This is a genomic window from Gracilibacillus halotolerans, assembly GCF_014206945.1.
GTDB classification, from domain to species: Bacteria; Bacillota; Bacilli; order Bacillales; family Amphibacillaceae; genus Gracilibacillus; species Gracilibacillus halotolerans.
In genome coordinates this window covers 187,489-211,234 of record NZ_JACHON010000001.1, presented here as the reverse complement: position 1 = coordinate 211,234, position 23,746 = coordinate 187,489, and the positions used below count along the sequence as shown (strand labels likewise).

The following is a 23,746-nucleotide window of genomic DNA, read 5'->3' as shown; positions in this document are numbered from 1 at the left end:
AACACAATTAACGAAAAAATTGGCTAGCTGCGTAAATGTAAATAGTGAGAATACATTTTTCACTATGTTAAGAAATTAGCATTTTCAAAGAAAAGTAGTTTTTTATTACTGTTTCTTCTGGATGCGATACACATAAGCTAAAATCTCTGCTACAGCTTGGAAAAATTCTTCACCAATCATATCTCCAATTTCCAATTTGCTATAAAGCGCTCTTGCCAACGGTCTGTTTTCTACGGTCATTACCTTGTTTGCTGTAGCAATTTCTTTAATTTTGAGAGCAACCGAGTCGACACCTTTTGCCACAATATACGGTGCATCTGCCTTCTCTTCATCATATTTAATTGCAACTGCGTAGTGAGTTGGGTTCGTAATAATAACATCTGCATTTGGCACTTCGCTCATCATTCGTTGCATTGCCATCATTCTTTGTCTTTCTTTTATTTTCGATTTAATGAGTGGATCCCCTTCGATGCTTTTATGCTCATCTTTAAGATCTTGCTTTGACATCCGATTTTGCTTTTCAAAATCATATTTTTGGTATGCATAGTCAAACACCGCTATAATTCCTAAGGCTAGTGATGCAGCAAGTCCCATTTGGATTGTCATTGTACTGAAAAAAGCAATAGCACCATCTAAAGGTTTACTTGCAAGCATAAAAATCTCATCTTTATTTATCCAAAGAATCGTAAATGTTACAGCTCCAATAATGCTAATTTTGAAGATTGACTTGAATAATTCCACAATTGCACGTAACGAAAAGATACGTTTTGCTCCTTTAATTGGATCAATTCTTTCCAGCTTAGCTTTCAATGGCTCTGTAGTAAATAAAAATCCAAATTGCATTAGATTTGCTACAAGGCCGGCTATAAAAGCTGCCACCATGATTGGAGCTAAAACTATCGTAATCTGTAACCCAATATCCATCATTACAGTAAAGAAGGAATCTTTCGTAACCGATAAATGAATGTATTCTGTAAAAGATTTCTCTAGCAACTGAGTAAAAGATGATTTCAAGAATCCACCTGTAACGAATAAAACAAGAAAAATCAGAAAAAACATAAAGGCTGTATTAACATCTTGACTCTTGACTACTTGTCCTTTTTTACGTACATCTTGTCTCTTTTTCGGTGTCGCTTTTTCTGTTTTCTCACCAGCAAAATATTGTAAATCTAGTTGAAGTCTCACATTAAGCACCACCAAGCAAGTGAATTAAAGCTTGCATCATTTCAAGAATATATTGAAAGAGCTGCTTCACTATCAATGTATAGAAAGGAATAAATAGTAAAAGCATAACAAATGCTACGAATATTTTTAAGGGCAATCCGACAACAAATACGTTTAGTTGCGGAACTGTTCGAGCAATAAGACCAAGTGCTACGTCAACTAAAAATAAGGAACCTACAATTGGTATCGCTAGTTGAAATGCAATTAAAAACGACTGCGCAAAACCTACTATAATTAACTCGGGACTTTCTAAAGATATAAATTGATCTAACGAGATAATATCAAAACTGTACAATAAGCCATGAATTAATAAATGATGTCCATCAACCATTAATAAAAATAGAATAGCTATTATATATAAATATTGACCTGTTATTGGACTCTGTGCTCCTGTTTGTGGATCAATAACATTCGCAATTGCAAAACCCATCTGGAAATCAATAAATCCTCCAGCTACTTGAATCGCAGCCATTATCATATAGGCAAATAACCCAAGTAAAAGACCAACTAATGCTTCTTTACCAATTAGTAGGATATATTGTTGGTCAAACATTAAATCAGGTATATCGATTGTATAAAAAGAGATCCAAGCTAGAAAGAATCCTATTCCAATTTTTAAGGTATTCGGTATGTTACGATAAGAAAAAATCGGTACTGTTGCAAAAAAAGCTAGTATTCTCACTAAAATTAACAAAAACCCTGGTAACGTGTTAATATCGATAACGTTAGCCATTCTATCTCACAAACTGATTCATTTGTTGAAATATTTCAGCTGTAAAGTTAACCATTGTAGTTAACATCCAAGGTCCAAAAATGACAACCCCAACTAAAACGGCAACTATCTTAGGAATAAATGCTAAAGTCTGTTCTTGAATTTGGGTTGTTGCTTGGAAAATACTAACTAAAAGACCTACTGCCAAAGCTAATAATAGGAGAGGTCCTACTATAATCAGAAGGGTAAATATTCCTTTTTCTGCAATCGAAATAACAAATTCGCCATTCATCTATAAAAACTCCTCATCTCATATAAAGGCTTTCGAAAGATTTCAATATAGAAACATACGGACAAATCATTATGTTTTTATAGTGGTAAGAAACCATCGAGCAATGAATGCGAGATTAAATACCAGCCATCTACTAAAACAAATAATAATATTTTAAAAGGTAGAGATATCATTACAGGAGGAAGCATCATCATCCCCATTGACATTAGGACGCTGGCAACCGCCATATCTATAATTAGAAAAGGAATAAAAATCATAAAGCCCATCTGAAATGCAGTCTTCATTTCACTTATAGCAAAAGCTGGTATAAGTGCTGTTAAAGGTATATCTTGAATACTTTCAGGTCTATCCATATTTCCATAATTCATAAATAATTGTAAGTCTTTCTCTCGTGTATGCTTGGACATAAATTCTTTCAAAGGGATACTTGCATTATCATAAGCTTCTTCTAACGTAATTTCTTCTTCAAATAAAGGTTGCAATGCCTGTTCGTTAATTTCACTAAAAGTTGGTGCCATAATAAAAAATGTCATAAATAGAGCTAGTCCAATTAACAACTGGTTTGGCGGCATTTGTTGTGTTGCAAGTGATGTTCGCACGAAGGATAAAACAATAATTATTCGTGTGAAGCTTGTCATTAAGATAAGGATACTTGGTGCAATAGACAACACCGTTAACAACAATAAGAGTCTAACTGTCATAGAGATATTACCGGGATCAGAGCCTGTAAAAGCATCAATCAAAAAAATCATTTGTTAAACTTCTTCTCTAGTTTTTCTAATATTTTACTTCTGCTAGCTTTCATTGATTTAAGCTCCTTATTTAATAATTGATCCACACCACTCCATGTAGAGTTATTCGGTGTATTTTGTTCCATCTCCCTATGATCTGCTTCTAATTGTTCAATCGTATCTTCATCCGTAATTTCAGTTAGTAATTCTACATTTTCGCCGACACCAATAAGAAAATATTGTTTCCCTACATTGATAATTTGAACTTGTTTATTTTGACCTACTGGAACTCCACCTACGTTAGAAATGACTTTATTCTGATTGGAGAAACCAGTCTTACGTTTTGCCCATTTTGCAATAAAATAAATTAGTCCTATGACGACTCCTAGACCAAGTACGATACGAAACAGACTGTCTAGAAAACTTGGACTATCTGCATCTGTTGTTTCTACTGCTGGACTATGTGGTTCTTCTGTTTGAGGAATTTCTGTTTCTTCATTTTGCTCTTCAAACATCCTATCCACTGTTTCAGCTAGTACTGGTTCACTAAAAGCTCCAAAACTTATGAATATAGTAAGCAGTATAATCCCTTTAAAAAAATGTGCGATGATGATCACCTCATTAGCTGAAAACTTTAGAAATTGCTTCAATTACACGGTCAGCTTGGAATGGTTTAACAATAAAATCTTTTGCTCCAGCTTGGATAGCATCTATTACCATAGCCTGTTGTCCCATTGCTGAACACATAATGATAACCGAGTTACTGTCCAAAGCTTTAATCTCTTTTAATGCCTCAATTCCATCTTTTTCAGGCATCGTAATATCCATTGTTACGAGATCAGGTTGTAATTCTTTATACTTCTCAACTGCTTGATTGCCATTCTCTGCTTCGCCTACTACTTCGTATCCATTCTTCGTTAGTATATCTTTAATCATCATTCGCATAAATGCTGCATCATCTACAATAAGTACTCTCTTTGACATATTACCAATCCTCTCTTTATCTGTTCTCTATTTTAGTTGTTTTAATCTAGCTTCTTGACTTAATATATCTGTCACTCTAACTCCAAAATTCTCTTCAATAACGACAACTTCACCTTTAGCGATTAGCTTATGGTTAATAAGAATGTCAACAGGTTCTCCTGCAAGCTTATCTAATTCCACCACAGATCCTGGAGATAATTCTAAAATTTCTTGTACTGATTTCTTTTGTCGTCCTAACTCGACTGTAACTTGAAGTGGTATATCTAACAGTAGATTAAGATTTCGTTGGCTACCTTCTGTTAACTTCACATCTTCGAATTCGGTAAACGCTGCTTCATGCACTTGTTTATTTGCCACCTCTTCCCCCATTTGTTTAGGCTTTCTGTTAGAGGAGTGTTGCATGCTGCTAGTTGCTTCGATACTGGTTGTCGTTTCTGGCTCTGTATTAACAGCAGAAGCCTCTTCCATTAATTGTGAAAATTCATCTTGTAGATTTTCTTCTTCTAATGTTTCTACGGTATTTGTCTCCACTACTGGTTCTGTTGACGTTGCACCTTGTAGTAGCTGATCAACTAAATCCTTCGCAAAAGAAATAGGTAACAGTTGCATGATTTTCGAATCGATTAATGTACCAATTTTCAATTGGAACGATACTTTAATAAGAACATCATCATTTGGTGTTAACTCGTGTGTTTCTTCTTCATTTATTTTAATCACGGCAATAGAAGGCGGAGATATATCAACTTTCTTATCGAACACAGATGACATACTAGTCGCTGCTGTACCCATCATTTGATTCATTGCTTCTTGTACAGCACTTAAGCTTATGTCGTTAAGTTCCGTATTCTCAATTTCACCTGTTCCACCGAGCATCAAATCAGCAATAATTGCAGCATCCTTTGATTCCAAGATGAACAGATTGGTTCCACTTAACCCCTCGGTATAAGAGACCGTTAGACCTACATAAGGTACCGGAAACTTTTCTTCCAACTCCCCTTTACGGATTACGGTAATAGACGGTGTTGTAATTTCTACTTTTTGATTTAATAATGTTGCTAATGATGTTGCTGAACTTCCAAATGATATATTACCTATTTCACCTAAAGCATCCATTTCAATACTTGTTAATGTTTCGTCAAAGGAAGGTTTTTCCTCTGTATCATCAAGATTGTTTGTTCCGTTTAATAGTGCATCTATCTCGTCTTGAGATAACATTCCATCATTTGTCATTCTGTTCCCCTCCTTCTTCCAACACATCTAAAACCTGAACAGCTATTTTTTCTTTCTTTTTACCCGGCTGAACAGTAAATTTAGGCTCTTCCTCTACAAGCATTTTTAAAGGCTCGTCAATCTGTTGTTCAAGTACTATTATATCTTCTTTTCTTAAGTGAAGTAAGTCCTCTACACTAATAAAAGATTCTCCGAGTTGTACCGATATATCTAAATTTGCTTTCTTAATATGATTAGATATTAAGGCTACCTCTTCAGGTTTTCGCTCTTTCGTTTTCTCATTTTGCATCCAGTAATGTACCGATAATCTTGGAATGATTGACTCTAGTACAACGTGTGGAATACAAATGTTAATCATCCCACTACTTTCTCCAACGGTAGTATCTAAGGAGACGACAACGACTGTTTCGTTTGGTGATACCAACTGAAGAAACTGTGGATTCACCTCAAACTCTTCGAGATGCGGATCCATGTTAATAACTGAGCTCCAAGCTTCTGTTAGGTTACCAATAATACCTTTTTCAAACAGTTGTGACATTAAGGTTGTTTCGATTTCGGTTAAGTTTTCTATTTTATTTAAACTAGCGCCTCTACCACCAAGTAATCTATCTAACATGGCATAAGCTATATTTGGATTAATCTCAAAAATTATTCTTCCTTCTAATGGTTCCACGCTATAAACATTCAATATTGTCATTGCAGGAACTGATCGTATAAATTCCTCATATGGAATTTGATCAACGGATGCTACGGATATATTGACATAAGATCGCAACTGACCAGAAAAGTATGTGGATAATAATCTTGCAAAATTATCATGTATTCTGGATATACTTCTTATCTGATCTTTAGAAAAACGTAATGCTCTCTTAAAATCGTAAACCCTGACTTTCTTATCCTCTTCTTCCTCTTTCAGTTGGTCTGCATCCATTTCTCCAGAAGAAAGTGCAGATAACAAGGCGTCTATCTCGTTTTGCGACAACACATCTTCTGCCATTTTCCCACCTCCTTGCAGGAGAATACCTATTGTATCACTTTATTTACTATTAATACGTCAAGTATTTCACCGTTTTCCATCTCTAGATTCATTGCATCTTTCATTGATGTTTCAATTTCCTCTAAATTTGATTGAAAGTCTCCTTCAGTCAAATGTATAGATTGTTTAATAAACTCATTTTTCACTTGAAATTCTCGTTGGATTAACTCTTCTGTTGCTTTTTTACTGTCTGTAAAGAATTGAAATTGAATGAGTACATAACTATTATCTTTTAAGTCAGTTTTAATTTCTTCTGTTGTATACGAGAATTGCACTGCCTTTTCTATTGGTAAATCTCCTTCCGCTTTGTCTTCCTTAAGCAGAAAATAAAGAGTAGCAGCACCAGCTATGGTAATAATAATTATCAAAGTAATTAATATTTTGAATAATTTTCGATTCATTAAGTCCACCTATTTCATCTCATTATGGAAAGGATTGTCGTTTCTTTACCGTATAATCATTACACGCATATCAGAATATAGTAGAGGTCGAGACAAAAGCATTTCTATAATACAAAAAGCCGAATGTTTTTATTAAAGCTTTGTCAAAATACTTCGCTTTCCGCAGGCAACGCCTCAACTAATTACAAAAGTTCTAATAAACTTTTAGGACATTCGGCTATTACCGCAACGTCATGTTGCAACGCCGAACTGAATTACATCCTGTAATCCCTCGGCTGTTGCTTTTCCTGCAGGAGTCTTGTATTTTGACCCAGCCTTTTTAGTATCATTTCTCTATTATTCGGAGTTTGTAATTAGCATTTTTGTTTTGTCACAGCCTCTATCTACTAGTATTCTTATCGTTTTAAGTTAACGAGTTCTTGTAATATTTCATCAGATGTCGTGATGATTCTAGTATTTGCCTGGAATCCTCTTTGAGCAGTAATCATTTCTGTAAATTCTTCTGCTAAATCTACGTTAGACATTTCTAATGCGCCAGCGATAATACTTGCTGTTCCTTCAGATTCTGGAGCGAATAAGAATGTCATATCGCCTGGAAAACCATCGCCATCTACATCATCTTCATTTGTAATTTGTTCCATACGGCCTGCGTTTACAGTGTTTTGGAACATATTTGCTCCAACTTTGCTTAGTCCTTCATTATTAGAAAATTTAGCAAGCATAATTTGGCCAGCTTGTAATGTTTCACCATTTTCAATATAGTTCACAATACCATTACCTTGGATACTGAAGCTGTCTGCTGTTGAAGGAAGTTGAATTCTTCCATAAACATTGTCTGTGGCTCCATTTCCATCTGTATCCGTTCTACCAAGTAGATACTCTCCATTTGCGTTAACAATAAATCCATCGTTATCTAGGTAGAAGTTCCCCGCACGCGAGTACGTGATGTTAGTATCACCTAAGTTAACCCCACTTGCTGGGTTTCCGCCATTGTAAACAATCTCTGTAGCTAAGACGAACATTCCGTCTCCTTCTAACTGCAAGTCTAACGGTCTGTTTGTAGTTTGTCTGTTACCTTGAACATGAATGTTATCTATTGTTCCGATTTGAACACCGGTTCCAACTTGCGATGGGTTAATTCCCCCACGTAATGCAGTTGGCTCACTAGCACCTCTTACAGGTTGACTCATCATATCTTGAAAAGTAATTCTACCTTTTTTAAAACCTGCAGTATTTACGTTAGCGATATTATTTCCAATAACATCTAATTTCGTCTGAAAAGCTTTCATTCCTGAAACGCCTGCATACATTGATCTTAACATTTATTTCCTCTCCTTTTTCCTTATTAGTAATGTGTTTCGCCACGTCAATCGGTCAGTGGCGCTTAGCTTCCCTAACTGGGTCCAGCTAATCTTCTAAAATAATCGTTCCATTAATACCTGTGAAAATCTTACTTTGCAATTCTGATTTCTCCATTGCGGTAATGACTAACTTATTTTTGACACTTACTATAAAAGCTGCATCCTTTGTAAGTACTAAGGAATCTTCGACGCCTTTTTTTGCTGCTTCATCGATTTTTGCTTCCATCAAGCGTAATATATTTTTTGCTAAATAAATATTTCGTTCTGCCATTCTTTCCTTAGCGTGTTTACTTAATTGAAGTCTCTCATTATGTTGTAAAATCTCTTGGAAGTTAGACTCCGTTCGGTTTGTCTGAGTGGGCTTATGGATGGGAAGCTTAGGATAATGAAGAGCATGAATGTTATTATTCATTTCCCTACTCCTTGCCAGCTTTAGTCTTCCGAGATTTTCAAGATTTCATCTGTGTAGATCTTTTTACCATTATCTAATTCCATAACAGCGTACCCTTTGTTTTCTGAAACTGCAGATACCTTTGCAATTTCTTTCTCTAATGGTTGTACTAACTCACCAGTGTCTTCATTAAAGCGATAATATTCTACTTGCTTACCTATCAAGTGACTATATTGGATTACTGGTGATATGTTTTGATTTGCGACAAATTTTTCAAACGAGCTAGATAAATTCATCATTTGTTCTAAAGATGAAAAGTTGGCCATTTGTGATATAAATTCTTTATCTTCCATCGGGTTCAACGGATCCTGATTTTGTAATTGTGCCATTAATATTTTCAAAAATTCATCTTTACCTAATTGACTAGAGCCACTTCTAGTCGTTTGAGAGTTTCTTAAGTATAATGAAGGGTCTATTGATGTCACCTTTATCACCTACACTTTCTGGTCCATTAACACTTCTTCAAAGCTTAAACCTTCTTCTTCTTCCGCTTCTCTATCTTGTGCTAATTGTTCTTCATGTTGTTGATCATCTTTTTGGGTATCTTCATTTGCCTCATCTTGGAACTTTTCAAGATTAGTAGAGAATAATGAATCTTGTTTTTCAACAGCTACTTGATGTGGAGAAAATAAATGCTTTAATTGGTGCATGTTTCTATCCAATAACTCTTTCGCCGCTTGCGACTGAACAATCATTCGAACTGTCATTTCTCCATTTACCTCTGTTAACCTCACAACCATTTCACCTAAATGTTCTGGATTCAATCGAATTGACAATTGATTCATTCCGTTACGCAACGATAAGAATTTACTATCGATTAAAATTTGTCGAAGTTCATTTACTAGTTGTCTTTCTAATGAATTACCTTCTGTCTGCTGCATGTGAATGACATACTGCGCTAGCTTAGGTTGCGATGTTTGGGTCAATGTACTGGATACATCTTGTCTCTCCACTTGTACGCCGGTTAACTCTTGATTTTGCATTGCATGTCGAATCCATTTTTCTAAATCTGATACTGTTATCGGCTTAGGATATTGGGTTTGTAAAGCTTCTCTTCTTTGAAAGTTTTCAACAAGTTGTAACCAAAGCTTGCTTTTAGCAGGATCCATATTACTAGCTTCTAAGAAAGCTTGAACGGACGAATGATTCATTGACGACCATTCTTTTAACATACTTAAAAGTTGTTTCATATCTTTGTATGTGCCGTTATTCATGGTGATTTTATCCATGAGAACTTTTATTTCCTGTAACATGGCTAATGATTGTTGGTTAACTATTTCCTCAGTACTTGAAGTTTGCCCTGCTTTGATAGATTCTTCCGCATCGGCAAGACTAGATAGAATATCTTCTTGACCATCCAAGATAGCTAAATTATTATCTTCCGATGTCACATACTGTAGTAAATCTTGTAGATCAGCTGCATTTAGCTCGTTTCCTAGTATAAAGAATCGATTTTGCTCTAAACCATTTTCTCCTGATAGAATTTCCAAACTTTCTAACATTTCAGCCACTGTAAGTTTGCCTTCTTCTAGCATTGTAATCAGGTTTTGCTTCCATTCTTCTGAGGTAGGAGAATTTTTTGTTTCTTTAGGTTCAATACCTTCTGAATGATTGGTCAGTTTACTATCTAGTAAATAAGAAAACTTATTTCCCGCTAAGACATTCTGTAAACTTCCAGTGTTGCTTACTGTTTTTCTAATAGAAGGCATTTCTGTATTTGTCGGAAAGATATTTAGCATTCTTCGCACACCTCCTTTCTATAGAATAATCTTTATTCAGCCATCTGGTTTATGTAGGTAGCAGCTACCTCAGGCTCCATTTCAGCAAATATTCCAGCTACTGTTTTTTCATTTAATTGCTCAAGTATTTCAATCACTAATTCATTGTTCATATTTTCAAGAATCGGTGCAGCTTCTTTAGCTTTCATTTCCGTAAATGACTGAATTAATTTCTTATTCGTTACTTTTATCTCTGCTTCGGAATCTATCTCACTATCCCTATTCTCTAACCTAGCTACAAGAGTATCAATTTCTGCTTGAAGCTTCTCAATTGTACTGTCTTTAGATGCTGACTCACTAGTTGCAGCTTCAAGCTTATCTTCTAGTTCTGCTATAGTGGTTTCTTTACTTTCAATTTGGTGCTCAAATAGTTCTTCCTCGTCAGTTGTTATCCATTCGTTCACAATCGGTACTTTATTGAGTGTTTCTTTAGTTGTTCCTACCACATCAACCCCAATGATGGTAAGTATGACCGTTAAAACGATTAGTGCAAAAAATAGAGGAACAACAATTACAATTAACCATTGAAATACGCCTGGTTTTTTATCTGTTGCAATTTCTTTTGGATTGGCTGCCATGTTTTCACCTATCCTTATTGTCAATGTATTGCCTTAATGAAATTTCATCTAGGAAGAGCTGTTCTTTTTTTTCTTCCACTTTTTTTATTTCCAGCTCTTTTTTTGTAATTAGCTTTTCGATCTTTTTGACATCAATATGGTGCTCCGTTAGATTTGACAACCTTTCATTCATTGCCATTCTAGCTTTTTCCACTCTCGCTTGTTCTGCAATGATTGTCGGTCTAATACTTTGTAAATAGTTGCCTAAATACCTTAAATCATCCACATTGACTTTATTTGAAAGCGACGCAGCATATTTTGATTCCATCGTTTCCTTCTTTTTCAATAATTCATAGAGGTTTTTAGCATGTTTTTCAAAGTGAAATACAGCATCTCGATATTGAAATTCAGCACGATCTTTATCCTGTTCCTTGACGGTAAGTACTTTTGCTAAGCCGTTTATCGTCTTCAATTACATCCTACTCCCTTTAATGATTCCTAAAAGCTGCTCAAACGCTTGCTCTTTGTCGGAAGATTCATCCGTTGCTTGTTTCAGAAATTCCATCAATTGCGGATGGAGTCTGATTGCTTCGTCGACAATAGGATTTGTGCCATTTTTATAAGCGCCTATTTGAATTAATTCTTCATTTTCTTGATAAGACGCTAGTATTGCTCTTGCTTTTTGTACCACGTTTAACTCTTCCTCAGGTAGGATGTCATTCATCACCCTACTCACGGAAGCTAGAATATTAATGGCAGGGAATTGTCCCTTTTCTGCTAAACTTCTATCTAATATAAAGTGACCGTCCAATACTCCACGTACAGTATCAGCAATCGGCTCGTTAAAATCGTCACCATCAACTAACACCGTATAAAATGCCGTTATCGAACCTTTAGATGACTGGCCTGTTCGTTCTAGTAGAGAAGGTAATAAGGCAAATACAGATGGCGTATAACCTTTTGTTGTAGGGGGTTCCCCGATAGCTAAACCAATCTCACGTTGTGCCATTGCAACCCTAGTTACAGAATCCATCATTAAATTGACCTCATACCCTTGATCACGAAAATACTCGCTAATCGCTGTTGCAGTAAATGCTCCTTTAATACGCATAAGAGGAGACTGATCAGAAGTAGCAACTACTACAATCGATTTTTTTAAACCTTCTTCACCTAAATCACGTTCAATAAATTCTTTTAGCTCTCGACCACGCTCCCCGATAAGTCCGATAACATTTATGTCTGCGGAACTGTTTCGAGCTATCATTCCAAGCAGTGTACTTTTACCTACACCACTTCCAGCAAAAATCCCAACACGTTGTCCTTTTCCAACTGTCAGCATCGTATCAATCGCAGTAACACCTATTTGCAAAGGCTGCTCGATACGTGGTCGATCTAACGGATTGGGTGGTGCTTGGGTTGTAGAATAAGGTTTCATTCCTTTTGGTAAATTGGAACCATCTAAAAGTTCGCCTGTCGCGTCGACTACTTTTCCAATCAGCCCTCGACCAACCTTTATGTGCAATGAATCCTTTGTAGCCTCTACTAGACAACCTGCTGAAATGTTTTGGATTGTCGAATATGGCATCAATAAGACTTTTTCATCATGGAAACCTATCACTTCTGCCATAATCTTTTTCTTACTATCTTTCAAATGAATGTAACAAACTTCACCTATGCTTGCTTCCGGTCCTTTAGATTCAATAAGAAGACCAACCACACGATTGACTTTCCCATATCTTTTGTACGTGTCTACTTGGTTAATCTCTTCCAGTATCCTCTCTACGTTCACGGATGATCTCCTCCATGACTTGCGATAAATGATTTCTGATCTCTTCTAGTTGCGTATCCACAGATGCTTCTAATCTCCCGGCAGGACTTTCCACGTATACTTGATACTCTTGTAATTCACTATCAGGATAAATAGATAATTCTGCTTGGCCTTGTAGTATTTCCCTTAGTTCATCCTGGTGTTCTAGTAAATAACTGTAGTCTTTACTAGAAGCATAGACAGAAATCGATGGAAATTTTTTAACATAATCTATCGCTTCTTTCACAATGCCAATATACTTAGTTTTATCTTCACCTAATGATTGATAAATAACTTTTTCCGCTGCATGCATAGCAATTTGGAGAACAACCTCATCGCTCTGCTCAATTTTCTTTTTGACGTCATCGTTTGCATGTTCTATTAATGTTTTCGCTTCATCAATTAAGTGTGAATATTGTTCAAGACTATCTCGTTTTCCTTGTTCAAAACCTTGTTGATAGCCTTGTTGTTGAGCTTCTTGTATCAATTGTTCTTTTTCACTTTGCCATTCTTCTCGCAACATAAGAATTTCATTTTCTGCTTTTTTTCGTCTCTCTGTCATTTGTTGGTTTAATGCTTCAAGCTCTTTACTTTTTTCGGCTATTTTTTCAGTTAACGTTTGATACGTTTCTTCTTCCGTACTATCTATAGGTAAATCAGAAATTTTTTCGAAAGGTTTTACTTTGATTGTTTTCTTAGGTAAAGCTGAGGAACGAAGATTAGACAATGATATCATCTCCTCCACCTCTAGCTATGATGATTTCACCAATCTCTTCCAATCTACGAATAACAGAAACAATTCGCGTTTGGGCTTCCTCGACATCTCTTAATCGTACAGGACCCATAAATTCCATTTCTTCTTTGAATGTTTCAGACATACGTGCAGACATATTTTTAAAGACAACATCCTTCACGTCGTCACTAGATACTTTAAGTGCAAGCTGCAAGTCTTCCTGATCGACTTCTCGAATAACACGCTGTATTGCACGGTTGTCCAATGTAACAATATCCTCGAATACAAACATTCTTTTCTTAATTTCATCTGCTAAATCTGGATCGTCCATCTCTAAACTATCTAATATCGTACGCTCTGTACTTCTATCCACGCCATTTAATACATCTACAACAGCTTGAATACCACCAGTTTGCGTATAATCGTGCGTTACCGTAGCTGACAGTTTTCTCTCCAACATTTGCTCAACTTCTTCAATAATTTCCGGTGAAGTAGAATCCATTAATGCAATTCGTCGGGCAATATCTGCCTGCATTTCCTCAGGCAACTCTGATAAAATTTGAGCGGACTGCTCTGCATCTAAATACGATAAAACAAGCGCGATCGTTTGCGGATGCTCTGTCTGAATAAAATTAATAATTTGTGCTGGATCTGCTTTTCTTGCAAAATCAAATGGTTTAACTTGCAATGAGGAAGTTAGTCGATTTAATATATCATTCGCTTTTTCTTCACCAAGTGCTTTTTCCAATACTGTTTTTGCATAAGAGATACCACCCTGTGATATATAATCTTGCGCTAAGGCAATTTCATGAAATTGTTCTAATATTTCTTCCTTTTCTTCCGCATTCACTTTGTTTACGGAAGATATCTCAAGGGTGAGACTATCAATTTCTTCAGGTGTTAAATGTTTATATATATTGGCAGATACTTCCGGTCCTAAAGAAATTAAGAGTATCGCAGCCTTCTGCTTACCTGTAAGCTGTTGTTTACGAGCCACTAATCCTCACCCCCTTACTCTTCTGAAATCCAACTACGTAATAATTTTGCAAACTCTTCTGGTTTTTCCGAAGCATACTGTTCTAATTGCTTACGACGTTTAGCCGCATCCGTATCTTCTTGAATCGACAAGGCCGGAATTTCTTCCTCAGTAAGCATTTCAGAGCTAACTTCCTCGTACTCTTCCTCAACTTTCTTACGTCTACGAAGCATAAGAATTAGGATAGCTATAATAACAATAAGTGCTGCTCCAACGATATAAACCCAAACTGGGATGGTAGGAGTAGGTGATGTAGTCCCCAATCCTGCTCGTTCCGTAAATGGTTGAAAAACAATTGAAGTATTATTTGCTGGATTCACTTCTCCATATGTCGGGTCAACAGAAGTAGACACAATAGAATCTAGTATTGACGCTACAGCCTCTTCCACTTCTAATTGTTCTTGAGCAGTAAGTGGAACTGTTTCGCCATCTTCATCTACTTTCGTATTATCAATAGCAACTTGAATTCCTAAATCTCTAATTTTATAAGGACTTTCTACAATATCTCGTTGAATTCTATTAAACTCATTATTAACAGACTCTTTGACTAATTCGTAATCCCCAACCGCTCCATCCGCACCTGCTGGATAGTTTGCGATATCTCCTTCGCCAGTTCCAACTTCCCCGTCAACTGGGCGCTGCCCTGTAAAGGATTCTGTAATTGTTTCGATACTTACCGGTAAAGATTCTGTATCTTCATCCACTTGCTCTACTAGCTGTTCCACTCGATTTTCTTGAGTGAAATCAATATCGGATGTTGCAGATACTGCTACTTTATCTAAACCAATCATGGCACCTAGCATTTTTTGAACTCGCCGTTCTATATCTTTCTCAAAATCTCGTTTAATCGTCTGTTGAGATTCATAGGTATTACCGTTTGCCATGCTATTTTGATTATTTTGGTCAAAAAACTCAACATATTGGTTCATGATGACGATATTATCAGTAGAGAGGTTAGGTATCGATTTTGAAACTAAGTGATAGAGTGCATTTACTTTATTTTGATCGAATGCATAACCTGGTTCTGTCTCTAAAACGATTGCCGCAGAAGAATCCTGTTGTTCGTCACTGACAAACAAGGTTTCTTTGGGAATATTTAGATTAACCGTAGCTGATTTAATCCCCTCTATTTGGGAAATTAGATTAGCAAGCTCTGTTTGCATAGCATCTAACTTCATTACGTCAAATTCGTTCTCTGTAACTCCCCAGGAGCTATTCTCTGCAAAAAAGGAATAGTCAATTCTACCACTATCCGGTATACCTTTAGCAGCCAAGTCAACAAGTAATGTATCTGCAGCACTACTTGGCACACGTACAGCAGTACCATTATTTGTAATCTCATATTTCGTGCCTGTAGCATCAAGTTCAGTCTTTATCTGTCCAGCTTCTTGAACAGACAAATCTTCATAAAGTGTCACCATGTTATCATTTGAAACAGATAATACACTAATGAGTAAAATGACGAGAGCAATAGCTGCAACACCCGAAATTAATAATATTTTTTGTTTTTTTGACATTTGTCTGAAAAACTCTGTACTTTTTTCTTTATATCGAATGATTTTCTCTTTCATTTTAAGCCCCCAGGAGTCTATTACTTACTGCGTCTTGAGGTTAAACTTGCATACGCATAACTTCATTGTAGGCGTCAAGTGCTTTCCTCTGGATTTGAACAGCTGTGTCCAACATGATGCTAGCTTTTTGTGCAGTAATCGTTACGTCATGTAAATCCGTTATTTTGCCTGTTGCTAATCCTTCTGTCTTTTTATCAGACTCTACTTGACTAGCATTTAAAGTTTCAATCGCATTCTTTAATGTCGAAGCAAATTCTTGTGTAGGTGCCTTTTGTTGTAAGTCGTTTGTCTTATGAATTTGATTAACAGGTTTTAATGTTGTTAATGGTTGGATAAAATTCGTTTGAACCATCGCTTCCTACCTCTCTAGTTTATTTTCCAATTTCTAAAGCTTTCATTAGCATTGATTTAGAAGCATTGATAGATGTAACGTTTGCTTCGTATGACCTTGTAGCACTCATTAAATCTACCATTTCCTTTAAAGGATCCACATTTGGTAATTGAACATATCCTTCTTCATTTGCATCTGGGTGGTTTGGCTGATAGACAAGCCTAAATGGACTATCATCTTCTGCTATTTGTGATACTCTCACCCCACCACCAACTTTTTTCTCATTTGTAATGGCGTTTTGTAACATATGAGAAAAGCTTTTATCCTTTTCTCCAAATACTGCTATTTTCCTACGATATGGCTCATATTCACCATTCTCATTGATAGTCGCTCTTGTTGTTTCAGCATTTGCAATGTTGGAAGATACAATATCCATCCTCATTCTCTGAGCTGTTAGACCACTTGCGCTAACATTAAATGAATGGAATATAGACATGGTTATTGACCTCCTTTAATCACTTTTTGTAAACTGTTAAATTTCCCATTAATTCTATCAACTAAAGCATGATAATAAATTTGATTTTTCGCTAATTCAGACATCTCTTTATCTACATCGACATTATTACCATTATGATTGTACGTAGTCGAATTACTCGTCTTAATACTGACATTCGACTCATTATCTCCGAACGATACATGCTTAGGATGGGTCTTTTTAGCCTGAAAATCTGTAGATAGATGTGATTGTAATGCATCTTTAAATTCTACTTTCTTCGCTTTATAACCTGGTGTATCAATGTTTGCTAAGTTATTAGCAATAGTTTTATTTTTTGTTGAAGCATAATGTAATGAATTCTCTAATTTAGATATCGTGCCGCTAAAAAATGACATTCTTACCACCCCTATTTCCCTATTAACAGACAAAAAACCAATCTCTCCACGATTATTGTAAGCTAAATTTCCGATGCTGTCTATCACTATTCGTCATATTCTTACAAAAGTCTATGATTTTTTTGGATAATTAGGTATTTAGACCAATTAAAGCAGATGGTATACTTTCATAGGTAGTGAGTCTTTTGAACTACATTAAACTTAAACATCTATTTTTAAACCTATCATTCGTTAGGCTTTTCCCGATATTACTTCTTTTTAACTAAAAAAGGTACAGCATTTTAATTACTAGCAGCCACTTATTAACTTTGAAATTTTAGTTCTTTTACCATATAAAAATATTCAGGGACTCTAATGTTGTTAGTCACTTCCTGTATTCTTCTTAAAATTACTTCGATAAAACCGATATCTAATAAAAAAACCGAATGAATTAGGAGAAATGGAAACTCCTAATTCATTCGGTTACTATTGATGGATTATTTATTTAGTAACGTGATTATTTTCTACTTTCTAATTCCTTCATGAATTTCTCATTAAGAACCTTAATATACGTTCCTTTCATTCCTAAGGACCTTGATTCAATAACACCAGCACTCTCCAGCTTACGAAGAGCATTAACAATAACAGACCTAGTAATCCCTACACGATCAGCCACTTTACTTGCAACAAGTAAACCTTCATCTCCATCTAATTCGTCAAAGATGTGCTCAATTGCTTCCAACTCACTATAGGATAAAGAATTCATTGCCATTTGAACGACAGCTGTACTACGTGCTTCCATTTCAATTTCATTCGTTTTTTCATATAATATTTCCATTCCGACAACAGTTGCTCCATACTCGGCTAAGATTAAATCATCTTCTTCAAATTTTTCAGCTACTCTACTCAAAATTAAGGTTCCAAGACGTTGACCACTACCAAGAATAGGTACAATAGTAGTGAGTCCTTCTTTAAATAAATCCTTATTTTCAACTGGGAACGCTGTATATTCACTCTCAATCGACAAGTTAATTGTTGTTTCACGTATTGTAAATAAATTATCTGTATAGGTTTCCGGAAACTGTCTTTCCTCAAGCATCCGTTTCATACGTGGGTTTTCAATTTGTTGATTAATCGCAAATCCGAGTAACTTCCCTTTGCGACTCACTATAAATATGTTTGCATCTATTACATCACGTAATGTTTTTGACATTTCAGTAAAATCGACAGAGCTTCCTTTTGTCTTTTGAAGCAGTGAATTGATTTTTCTTGTTCGCGTTAATAATTCATGCATTATCCGCACCACCAATCTTATAATATAAACTGACTTAAATCTTTGTTTTTTGCTATGGATTGGAGCTTATCATTTACATATTGCGCGGTAATTTCTATATTACCAACACCGATATCAGACGCCTCATAAGATAGCTCTTCTAAAAGTTTTTCTAAAATCGTATGTAGTCTTCTTGCTCCTATATTATCTGTATCTCCATTAACTTCATACGCTATTTCAGCAATACGTCGTATGGCATCTTCTCTGAAACTAATTGTAATACCTTCTGTCTCGATTAATGCTTTATATTGCTTTAATAGAGCATTGGACGGCTCTTTTAAAATACGTTCGAAGTCTTCTATTTTAAGTTTTTCTAATTCAACTCGAATTGGGAACCTTCCCTGTAGTTCTGGTATTAAATCTGCTGGTTTTGCAACATGAAAAGCACCTGCAGCAATAAAAAGCATATGATCTGTTTTAACAGGACCATACTTTGTATTAATTGTGGAACCTTCAACGATCGGTAGAATGTCTCTTTGCACACCTTCTCTAGATACATTGGCACTTTGCTCTGTTTTCATTGCAATTTTATCCATTTCATCAATGAAGATGATTCCCATCTGCTCTGCATTTTCTACAGCTTGTTGGATAATTGCATCCATGTCTAATAATTTTTGAGCTTCTTGGTCTGTCAATATTTTCCTGGCTTCTCTAACGGTTACTTTTCTTTTTTTCTTCTTCTTCGGAAACAATTGCCCTAATGAATCCTGCATATTGAATCCCATTTGCTCTAATCCAGATCCATTTAACATATCGAACATAGAAGTATTTTGTTCTTCTACTTCAACTGTTACTAGATGATCTTCTAGTTCACCTAGTTCTAACAGCTTTTTCATTTGATTTCGTTTTAATTGGACATCTTCATTCTCTTCCGGTTCTTTATGCTGCTTTGCTTGATTTGGATTTAAAAAGGCCTCGAATGGATTGTTTGTTGGTTTCTCTACTTTTGAAGGAACTAATAGTTTTACTAATTGTTTATTTGCCTGCTGTTCCGCTCGGTCTCTGACACGTTCGATCTCTGTCTCTTTTACCATCCGAATGGAGTTCTCTACCAAATCACGGACCATGGACTCCACATCTCTACCAACATAGCCTACTTCCGTGTATTTCGTTGCTTCTATCTTAATAAAAGGTGCACCAGTTAATTTAGCTAAACGACGAGCGATTTCTGTTTTCCCAACCCCTGTTGGACCAATCATTAAAATATTCTTTGGAACGATTTCATTTTTTAACTCTTCTGGCAATTGCATTCTTCTATATCTATTTCTGAGAGCAATGGCTACAGCTTTTTTAGCTTCCTCCTGACCTATAATATATTCACTTAATTGCTGAACAATTTGTTTAGGTGTTAAGTCCATCGCCATTTATGAATTCCTTCCTTTCTACAATTCCTCTAAAACTAGTTGGTCATTTGTAAATACACATATTTCTCCAGCAACTTCTAATGCTGCCTTTGCGATTTCGCGTGCGGATAGTTGTGACGCATACTGCTTCAGAGCACGACCTGCACTTAAAGCATAATTTCCTCCAGAGCCAATTGCGAGTATTCCATCATCAGGCTCTATAACCTCACCTGTCCCAGAAACGAGAAGCAACGTATCTTTATTCATTACGATTAGCATTGCTTCAAGTTTACGTAAATATTTATCATTACGCCAAGATTTTGCCAATTCCACTGCAGCTCTTGATAAATTGCCATCATGCGCTTCCAGTTTACTTTCAAAATTTTCATATAAGGTAAAAGCATCTGCAACAGATCCTGCAAAGCCAGCTAAAACTTTACCATGATATAATTTTCTTACCTTTTTGGCTGTGTGCTTCATAACAACTTGATTACCAAGAGTGACTTGACCGTCTCCACACATTGCTGCCTGGCCATTATGGTGAATGGCAAAAATAGTTGTAGCATGAAACTCTGAAGACATCTACGATTCCCCCCTGTTTTTTGTAATCTGTGCACGTGGATGTGCTGAACGGTATATTTGACTTAATCTATCTTTTGTAACATGTGTATAGATTTGTGTAGTGGATAGCTTAGAATGACCAAGAAGTTCTTGCACGGAACGAAGATCAGCCCCATTATTCAGCAAATGTGTTGCGAAAGTATGACGAAGCTTATGTGGATAAATATTTTGTGTCATACATGCATCATCCACCATTTTATTTAAGATATAGCGAACACCTCTGGACGTTAAAGGTTTGCCGTTCTGGTTTACAAGTAAAAAATTATGTTCGTCTGATTTCTTCATGAGCAGCTCTCTGCCATCCTCTATGTACATCTTTAAAATGTCGGCAGCTTTTTTCCCAAAAGGGACATACCTTTCTTTATTTCCTTTACCTATTACATATAAGGTATCTAAATAAAAGTCTATATCTTCTATTTTAATTTGTATTAGCTCAGTTACTCGCAAGCCGCAAGCATAGAGCAACTCGACAATTACTTGATTTCTCTGTCCCAAAGGAACGGTCAAATCCGAAATTTCGAATAAAGGTTGGAGCTCATCTTCATACAAGAACTCGGGTAAAGCTTGTTCGGCTTTTGGTAATTGAACTTGTTTAAATGGATTATATTCAATAATTGATTCTCGCATAAGAAAATGATAAAAGCTCCTTAAACTAGAAAGATGTCTAGTAACAGAACTTCTGGAGAGACCATCTTGGTAGAGAAGGGTTAAATAGTGTCTAATGATTCCATAATTCACTTCTTGCCAATTCATGACGTTTTCAGATTGTAGAAAGGACTGAAAATGATCGATATCGTCGCGATATGCGTTTATTGTCATCTTGGAGGCGTTCTTTTCAATTTGCATATATTCGATAAATTCAGATATATTCTTTTCCATTTGCCACCTCGACTACTCTTTTATGCTTTTACGTTTATTATTCCCTACTTTTACATTATGGAAACGGAAAACACTTTATTATTCAGAATAGAAAGAAAATAATCATTTCTAAACAAAAACTCTTACTCGCCTTAGTTGTCCCTTTTATATCTTATCACTTTCAACTAAAGATTTTAAACAACTACCCTCACTATCAGGCAAAATTATTTACGTATGTTCACTTATGCACATTTAGACTCAAAAAAACTTCCCGGATAGAACGTTTTTGGAATATATCCAATTTTGTTCATACCGGGGAGGAAGTTACTGCATATTTTCTTTATAGTCACACGATGGACATTGTACTTGTGATTTGCTTTTTGCTTTCTTTTCTACAAGCATTGTCTCACATTTCGGACAGTTCCTACCTGTTGGTTTATCCCACGAAATAAATTCACATTCTGGATATTGGTCACAACCATAGAATACTCGACGTTTCTTTGTTTTACGTTCAACTACATTCCCTTTTTTACATTTAGGGCATGTTACACCGATTTCTTTTAGGATTGGCTTTGTATTTCTGCAATCTGGAAAATTAGAGCAAGCTAAAAATTTTCCATACCTACCCATTTTATAAACCATTTCATGACCACATTTTTCACAATCTTCCCCAGCAGGCTCATCTTTTATTTCAATTTTCTGCATTTCGTTTTCTGCTGTTTGTAGTCGTTTATCGAATCCTTGATAAAATTGATCAATTATTTCGATCCATTCTCGATTACCATCTTCTATGGAGTCTAAATCACCTTCCATTTTGACGGTAAATTCGACATTGATAATTTCTGGGAAGAATTCCTCTAGTAAACTTGTAACAATTTCCCCAAGCTCAGTAGGTACAAACTTTCGGTTATCTAGTGCTACATAGCCTCTTCGTTGAATTGTATCTAGTGTCGGTGCATAAGTGGATGGTCGACCGATACCTTTTTCTTCTAATGTTTTTACTAATCGGGCTTCTGTATAACGTGGAGGTGGTTGCGTAAAGTGTTGGTTTGGTGTGATCTCTTTAGCACTTACTGTAGAACCTTCCTCTAACGCTGGTAACCATTTGTCTTTTTTCTTCTGTTCATCGTCTGAACCTTCAATGTATACTGTCATAAAACCTTTAAATTTTATTTTAGATCCGACAGAACGAAACTCTATTCCTTCATTTTTCAATGTAACTGTCATCGTGTCCATCACTGCTGGCGCCATTTGACTTGCTACAAATCGTTCCCATATTAACTTATACAACCTGAACTGGTCTCGAGATAATATAGATTTGATAGACTCTGGGTCTCTTAACACACCAGTAGGACGGATGGCTTCGTGAGCGTCTTGACTACTATCATTTTGTTTAGATTTACGAAAAGGCCCAATGTATTCTTTCCCATATTTATTCTCGATATAAGAATGTGCCTGTTTTTTTGCTGTATCGGAAACCCTAGTAGAATCCGTTCGCATATACGTAATAAGACCCGTAATTCCACCCTCTTTACGTCCGAGGTCAATACCTTCGTATAGTTGCTGAGCAATCATCATTGTCTTTCTTGCTCTAAAGTTAAGCTTTCTTGCTGCCTCTTGCTGTAACGAAGATGTCGTAAACGGAAGTGCTGGATTACGTTTTCTTTCTGTTTTCTTTACTTTATCAACCGTGAATTTGTTCCCTTTTAGTTGCTTTAGAATTTCATCTACTTCTTGCTTATTCTTTAATTCTTTCTTTTTACCATTGATTCCGTAAAAACTACCATCAAAGCTCTGTTTTCCTTGTTCGAATATTGATTCGATTGACCAATATTCCTCAGGCTTAAAAGCTTTGATTTCATTTTCTCTGTCGATAATTAATTTTACAGCAACAGATTGAACTCTTCCTGCGCTAAGTCCTTTCTTTACTTTCTTCCAAAGTAATGGACTTATATTGTATCCCACTAACCGATCTAGGATTCTTCTCGCCTGTTGAGCGTCTACTAAATCCATGTTAATTTTACGTGGGTTTTTAAACGATTCTTTGATTGCATCCTTTGTTATTTCATTAAACACTACTCGGCATTCCGAATTTAAATCGATATCTAGAATGTGAGCTAGATGCCATGCTATTGCTTCCCCTTCGCGATCCGGGTCAGCTGCTAGATATATTTTATTCGCTTTTTTTGCTGCTGATTTTAATTCCTTAATTAACGGCCCTTTTCCACGTATCGTAATATATTTAGGTTCATAGTTGTTTTCCACGTTAACCCCGGTCTGACTCTTAGGTAAATCGCGAACGTGACCCATTGAGGCTGTTACTTTGTATTTTTTTCCTAAATATCGTTCTATTGTCTTCGCCTTGGCTGGCGACTCAACAATGACTAAATTTTCCGCCATAAAAAACCCTCCATGAGGCAATCTCAAACTAATCCGTTTTTTCATTCGCTTCATTTATAGAATAAATCTTCCCTATTATTAAATAC

At 35.9% G+C, this 23,746-nt stretch carries 27 protein-coding genes; all 27 read right to left on the bottom strand.

What is annotated here, in order from left to right:
* Nucleotides 1-105: 105 nt before the first annotated feature.
* The 27 genes from flhB to topA all read right to left on the bottom strand — a co-directional run bounded on the left by flhB (nucleotide 106) and on the right by topA (nucleotide 23,660).
* A complete protein-coding gene (flhB, locus tag GGQ92_RS01100) occupies nucleotides 106-1,185 on the bottom strand; it encodes a flagellar biosynthesis protein FlhB (protein ID WP_184243691.1) in 1,080 nt (359 codons plus the stop codon).
* 1 nt (nucleotide 1,186) lies between these two features.
* The gene (gene fliR, locus GGQ92_RS01095; protein ID WP_184243689.1) at nucleotides 1,187-1,957 is read right to left on the bottom strand and encodes a flagellar biosynthetic protein FliR; all 771 of its coding nucleotides are present in this window, start codon (nucleotides 1,955-1,957) and stop codon (nucleotides 1,187-1,189) included.
* A gap of 1 nt (nucleotide 1,958) precedes the next feature.
* Nucleotides 1,959-2,228 (bottom strand): flagellar biosynthesis protein FliQ, encoded by a 270-nt coding sequence (gene fliQ, locus GGQ92_RS01090; RefSeq protein WP_184243687.1) that lies wholly within the window; start codon nucleotides 2,226-2,228, stop codon nucleotides 1,959-1,961.
* Nucleotides 2,229-2,305: 77 nt separating this feature from the next.
* On the bottom strand, nucleotides 2,306-2,980 hold the full coding sequence (fliP, locus tag GGQ92_RS01085) for a flagellar type III secretion system pore protein FliP (protein ID WP_184243685.1): 675 nt from the start codon (nucleotides 2,978-2,980) through the stop codon (nucleotides 2,306-2,308).
* Nucleotides 2,977-3,609 carry a flagellar biosynthetic protein FliO gene (locus GGQ92_RS01080; RefSeq protein WP_184243683.1) on the bottom strand — a complete coding sequence of 211 codons (633 nt, stop codon included), beginning with the start codon at nucleotides 3,607-3,609 and terminating at the stop codon, nucleotides 2,977-2,979. Before GGQ92_RS01080 ends, fliP begins: the two co-directional genes overlap by 4 nt.
* Nucleotides 3,581-3,943, bottom strand: a complete 363-nt coding sequence (locus GGQ92_RS01075) for a response regulator (RefSeq protein WP_184243681.1) — start codon at nucleotides 3,941-3,943, stop codon at nucleotides 3,581-3,583. Before GGQ92_RS01075 ends, GGQ92_RS01080 begins: the two co-directional genes overlap by 29 nt.
* A 27-nt stretch (nucleotides 3,944-3,970) precedes the next feature.
* On the bottom strand, nucleotides 3,971-5,173 hold the full coding sequence (gene fliY, locus GGQ92_RS01070; RefSeq protein ID WP_184243679.1) for a flagellar motor switch phosphatase FliY: 1,203 nt from the start codon (nucleotides 5,171-5,173) through the stop codon (nucleotides 3,971-3,973).
* The gene (gene fliM, locus GGQ92_RS01065) at nucleotides 5,163-6,170 is read right to left on the bottom strand and encodes a flagellar motor switch protein FliM (RefSeq protein ID WP_184243677.1); all 1,008 of its coding nucleotides are present in this window, start codon (nucleotides 6,168-6,170) and stop codon (nucleotides 5,163-5,165) included. Before fliM ends, fliY begins: the two co-directional genes overlap by 11 nt.
* 26 nt (nucleotides 6,171-6,196) lie before the next feature.
* Nucleotides 6,197-6,610, bottom strand: coding sequence for a flagellar basal body-associated FliL family protein (locus GGQ92_RS01060; protein ID WP_184243675.1), 414 nt, complete (start codon nucleotides 6,608-6,610; stop codon nucleotides 6,197-6,199).
* A gap of 395 nt (nucleotides 6,611-7,005) precedes the next feature.
* A complete protein-coding gene (gene flgG, locus GGQ92_RS01055; RefSeq protein WP_184243672.1) occupies nucleotides 7,006-7,932 on the bottom strand; it encodes a flagellar basal body rod protein FlgG in 927 nt (308 codons plus the stop codon).
* An 85-nt stretch (nucleotides 7,933-8,017) separates the two neighbouring features.
* The gene (locus tag GGQ92_RS01050) at nucleotides 8,018-8,383 is read right to left on the bottom strand and encodes a TIGR02530 family flagellar biosynthesis protein (protein WP_184243670.1); all 366 of its coding nucleotides are present in this window, start codon (nucleotides 8,381-8,383) and stop codon (nucleotides 8,018-8,020) included.
* 20 nt (nucleotides 8,384-8,403) lie between these two features.
* Nucleotides 8,404-8,847 carry a flagellar hook assembly protein FlgD gene (flgD, locus tag GGQ92_RS01045; RefSeq protein ID WP_184243668.1) on the bottom strand — a complete coding sequence of 148 codons (444 nt, stop codon included), beginning with the start codon at nucleotides 8,845-8,847 and terminating at the stop codon, nucleotides 8,404-8,406.
* A gap of 9 nt (nucleotides 8,848-8,856) precedes the next feature.
* On the bottom strand, nucleotides 8,857-10,161 hold the full coding sequence (locus GGQ92_RS01040; RefSeq protein ID WP_184243666.1) for a flagellar hook-length control protein FliK: 1,305 nt from the start codon (nucleotides 10,159-10,161) through the stop codon (nucleotides 8,857-8,859).
* Nucleotides 10,162-10,193: 32 nt separating this feature from the next.
* Nucleotides 10,194-10,778, bottom strand: coding sequence for a MotE family protein (locus GGQ92_RS01035; protein ID WP_184243664.1), 585 nt, complete (start codon nucleotides 10,776-10,778; stop codon nucleotides 10,194-10,196).
* 4 nt (nucleotides 10,779-10,782) lie between these two features.
* Entirely contained in the window at nucleotides 10,783-11,229 is a 447-nt protein-coding gene (gene fliJ / locus GGQ92_RS01030; protein ID WP_184243662.1) for a flagellar export protein FliJ, read from the bottom strand.
* A complete protein-coding gene (gene fliI, locus GGQ92_RS01025; RefSeq protein ID WP_184243660.1) occupies nucleotides 11,230-12,546 on the bottom strand; it encodes a flagellar protein export ATPase FliI in 1,317 nt (438 codons plus the stop codon).
* Nucleotides 12,515-13,291 carry a flagellar assembly protein FliH gene (fliH, locus tag GGQ92_RS01020; protein ID WP_184243658.1) on the bottom strand — a complete coding sequence of 259 codons (777 nt, stop codon included), beginning with the start codon at nucleotides 13,289-13,291 and terminating at the stop codon, nucleotides 12,515-12,517. Before fliH ends, fliI begins: the two co-directional genes overlap by 32 nt.
* Nucleotides 13,284-14,294 (bottom strand): flagellar motor switch protein FliG, encoded by a 1,011-nt coding sequence (gene fliG / locus GGQ92_RS01015; RefSeq protein ID WP_184243656.1) that lies wholly within the window; start codon nucleotides 14,292-14,294, stop codon nucleotides 13,284-13,286. The genes fliH and fliG overlap by 8 nt, the downstream gene beginning before the upstream one ends.
* Before the next feature lie 14 nt (nucleotides 14,295-14,308).
* The gene (gene fliF, locus GGQ92_RS01010; protein ID WP_184243654.1) at nucleotides 14,309-15,904 is read right to left on the bottom strand and encodes a flagellar basal-body MS-ring/collar protein FliF; all 1,596 of its coding nucleotides are present in this window, start codon (nucleotides 15,902-15,904) and stop codon (nucleotides 14,309-14,311) included.
* Nucleotides 15,905-15,944: 40 nt separating this feature from the next.
* Nucleotides 15,945-16,256, bottom strand: a complete 312-nt coding sequence (gene fliE, locus GGQ92_RS01005) for a flagellar hook-basal body complex protein FliE (protein ID WP_184243651.1) — start codon at nucleotides 16,254-16,256, stop codon at nucleotides 15,945-15,947.
* Between the two features lie 19 nt (nucleotides 16,257-16,275).
* Nucleotides 16,276-16,731: a flagellar basal body rod protein FlgC gene (gene flgC / locus GGQ92_RS01000; RefSeq protein ID WP_184243649.1), complete on the bottom strand. Its 456-nt coding sequence runs from the start codon at nucleotides 16,729-16,731 to the stop codon at nucleotides 16,276-16,278.
* A 2-nt stretch (nucleotides 16,732-16,733) separates the two neighbouring features.
* A complete protein-coding gene (flgB, locus tag GGQ92_RS00995; RefSeq protein WP_184243647.1) occupies nucleotides 16,734-17,126 on the bottom strand; it encodes a flagellar basal body rod protein FlgB in 393 nt (130 codons plus the stop codon).
* Nucleotides 17,127-17,622: 496 nt separating this feature from the next.
* A complete protein-coding gene (gene codY, locus GGQ92_RS00990) occupies nucleotides 17,623-18,399 on the bottom strand; it encodes a GTP-sensing pleiotropic transcriptional regulator CodY (protein ID WP_184243645.1) in 777 nt (258 codons plus the stop codon).
* Between the two features lie 17 nt (nucleotides 18,400-18,416).
* Nucleotides 18,417-19,802, bottom strand: a complete 1,386-nt coding sequence (gene hslU / locus GGQ92_RS00985; RefSeq protein WP_184243643.1) for an ATP-dependent protease ATPase subunit HslU — start codon at nucleotides 19,800-19,802, stop codon at nucleotides 18,417-18,419.
* An 18-nt stretch (nucleotides 19,803-19,820) separates the two neighbouring features.
* Nucleotides 19,821-20,363: an ATP-dependent protease subunit HslV gene (gene hslV, locus GGQ92_RS00980; protein WP_184243641.1), complete on the bottom strand. Its 543-nt coding sequence runs from the start codon at nucleotides 20,361-20,363 to the stop codon at nucleotides 19,821-19,823.
* Nucleotides 20,364-21,281, bottom strand: coding sequence for a tyrosine recombinase XerC (gene xerC, locus GGQ92_RS00975; protein ID WP_184243639.1), 918 nt, complete (start codon nucleotides 21,279-21,281; stop codon nucleotides 20,364-20,366).
* 303 nt (nucleotides 21,282-21,584) lie between these two features.
* The gene (gene topA, locus GGQ92_RS00970) at nucleotides 21,585-23,660 is read right to left on the bottom strand and encodes a type I DNA topoisomerase (protein WP_184243637.1); all 2,076 of its coding nucleotides are present in this window, start codon (nucleotides 23,658-23,660) and stop codon (nucleotides 21,585-21,587) included.
* Between the last annotated feature and the right edge of the window lie 86 nt (nucleotides 23,661-23,746).